Origin of the sequence: Mesorhizobium marinum (assembly GCF_040813675.1) — a bacterium.
Classification (GTDB): domain Bacteria; phylum Pseudomonadota; class Alphaproteobacteria; order Rhizobiales; family Rhizobiaceae; genus Mesorhizobium_K; species Mesorhizobium_K marinum.
This window is the reverse complement of the sequence record NZ_JBFOCI010000015.1, coordinates 1-2,408: the sequence shown is the minus strand read 5'-3', so window position 1 is coordinate 2,408 and position 2,408 is coordinate 1. Positions and strand designations below refer to the sequence as shown.

The window sequence follows — 2,408 nt, the reverse complement described above, 5'->3', positions numbered from 1 at the left end:
TCCTAATTATATACATGACAAAAGCGAACGATTCGGTTAAAGCACACGGCGACAGGCCGGCACTAGAGACTGAGGTTACTCCTGACGCTCTTCAGGCGTTTGAGGACTTGTGGATTCAGTGGTCGTTGGAGGGTCGGAATCTTGATCTGATGGAGGCAGGAGGTCTGCCAGCCCTCCGAGACTTAGCTCGCCGATCATTGAATTGGGCGCGGGCTGCTTCCCGGCATGCAGGAGCGCCCTAACGAGGTCGGATTTTGTGAAGAACGGCTGCAAGAGCTTCAGCGTTTCCGCTGCCTTCAATAGAGCGCTGTGTTTGTCGTCTACCTGCTCAATCGACCAAACAATGTCCGGGAATCCCAATTTGCCTTTGGCCTTGGTCACAAAGAAGCTGATACCGTCGCCGGTCTCGTCTGGGCCAAACCAATCGTGCGCAACTATGTTGCGCTCGTCGCCCATACCGCTGATTGCCAAGGCGAACTTGTCGTAGCGCTTCTGTTCGTCGGGATCGCTGATGGCATGATTTATCAGTGTTCGGAGAACATTCACCTTGCTACGGAACTGCATGTTTCGTGTTACGATGACGCCCTGTGCGAAATCCAGTTTGAGCGCCTTTCGGATGCATTCGTTCAGGGCATGTTCCATCATCCCGAAACCGTTCAGATAGTAGCCGACAAGCGCATAAGCTCTGACATTCGGCTCAAGAGATGCGAAGGGTTCCATGGCGAAATCTCTCAAAGATGAGGACCAGGATAAGGGCGACGAGGTGCTTCGCCGCCTGTTGAAGACCCCTCCCGATCACAAGACCGGGAAAGGTAGTGCCAAAGCGCCTAGCGATTCGCCTGCCAAGCATTCAGGAGGGCTTGATCGTCCAAAAGAACGTTCGTCCAAGCTGCCTCGCTCATCTCGGCAACGAACAAAAGATCATCCCCCGAAAACAACGGCTTCAGGTGATCAAGAAGCTGGCCGGTCGTGCCCGCCCAACCAACGTACCAGACGGTCTCAAGGATACGTCCTCGCTCCGCGCCAACCGTATCAAGCAGGTCGTCTACCTGTTTATGAGACGGATTTGGCCCGTTGAGGTCGTAGGTGACAATAAAATTCGCCATACCAAAAAGTCCTTGTGTGATGCCACAGGACAGCTTGACGGGTTCACCGCAGTGAGTAGGTTGGTGATCGTTCTATGTCGCCGAGCCGCCCTGTAGGCTTGGTTGCATTCAGCGGCGGTGACTGCGAATCACCGCCGCTTTTTCAATTGGAACGGAAGCGGAACCGAGTCCGCAAGCAGTAAATGCTGACGTGCTCGGTTTTCACAGGCCGCGTTTCTTACGCCAACGCTTGAATGCAGCCGCCTTCTGCTTAGGCGTGATGGGCTTCACCAATCCGCCGATAGGTCAAACGCTTGTCGCGGGCATTGCGCAGAAGGTCATCGGCGCGCTCGGCGTCGGAAACCTTGAGCGCGGCGCGGCGATTGTAGCGGAAATCGAACTCGGCAAGGTAGCGATGCAGGTGAGCCTCGCCGCAATGCTGGTAAACACCAACCATGCCGCGCTTGAACACCGAGAACACGCCTTCGATGGTGTTGGAGTGCACAACCACATCGCCCTCGCGGCGGGCGTATTCGCCAGCGGCATGATTGGTGGTCTTATGGGTGGCGTATTCCTCGCCAGTACGGGTGTAGAGGCGCGACGAGTCGGTGTAGAGCGTCGAGTTGCGGTCAACGTTGCGCACCAGCACATCGCGCACGGTTGAGGCGGTAGCGTTGTTCAAATGGACCATGCGGGCTTTGCCGCCACGCTCGACCAGCCCGACAACGATACGCTTCTGAGCGCCGCCACCCTTGCCCTTCTTGGTGTAGGGACGGCCCTTGCGCTGGGGAGACATTTCGCGGGGCGTCTCGCGCTTGCCAATGTAGGTTTCGTCGGCTTCAACGGTTTTGCCTTCGCCACCAAGCGGGCCGGATGACGTAACGTCCTCTTTCATGGCCTCACGAATGCGGTGAGCCATGAACCAAGCGGTCTTGTAGGTCACGCCGAGCATGCGGTGCAGTTGGTGAGCCGAAACGCCCTTCTTGGACGCGGCCATCAGGTGCGAGGCCAGCACCCACTTGTTCAGCGGGATTTTGGAGCGTTCAAAAACGGTGCCAACGGTCACGGTGAACGTGCCCTTGCATTCGTTGCAATAGTAGAGGCCCGCACGGTGAGAGCGCTTCTTGCCCTCAACCTTGGCGATCTTGGCCGGATCGATGTTGCCGCAATGCGGGCAGTTCGGACCATGCGGCCAATGAATGGCCTCAAGGTGCTCGCGGGCTGCCTCGGCGTCGGTGTAGATCGGTGCGGTGATGTCCATAACGGTAACTCCTTGGTTCCGTTATGAGTCCACCCCCTACTTTTGTCAAGTATATAATTAGG

3 protein-coding genes are annotated in these 2,408 nt (G+C 56.8%); all 3 read right to left on the bottom strand.

What is annotated here, in order from left to right; translation table 11 throughout:
* Positions 1-75: 75 nt before the first annotated feature.
* The 3 genes from ABUE31_RS22570 to ABUE31_RS22560 all read right to left on the bottom strand — a co-directional run bounded on the left by ABUE31_RS22570 (position 76) and on the right by ABUE31_RS22560 (position 2,346).
* Positions 76-720: a hypothetical protein gene (locus ABUE31_RS22570; protein ID WP_367726015.1), complete on the bottom strand. Its 645-nt coding sequence runs from the start codon at positions 718-720 to the stop codon at positions 76-78.
* Positions 721-827: 107 nt separating this feature from the next.
* Positions 828-1,106 carry a hypothetical protein gene (locus ABUE31_RS22565; RefSeq protein WP_367726014.1) on the bottom strand — a complete coding sequence of 93 codons (279 nt, stop codon included), beginning with the start codon at positions 1,104-1,106 and terminating at the stop codon, positions 828-830.
* A gap of 250 nt (positions 1,107-1,356) precedes the next feature.
* Positions 1,357-2,346: an IS1595 family transposase gene (locus tag ABUE31_RS22560; protein ID WP_367726013.1), complete on the bottom strand. Its 990-nt coding sequence runs from the start codon at positions 2,344-2,346 to the stop codon at positions 1,357-1,359.
* Between the last annotated feature and the right edge of the window lie 62 nt (positions 2,347-2,408).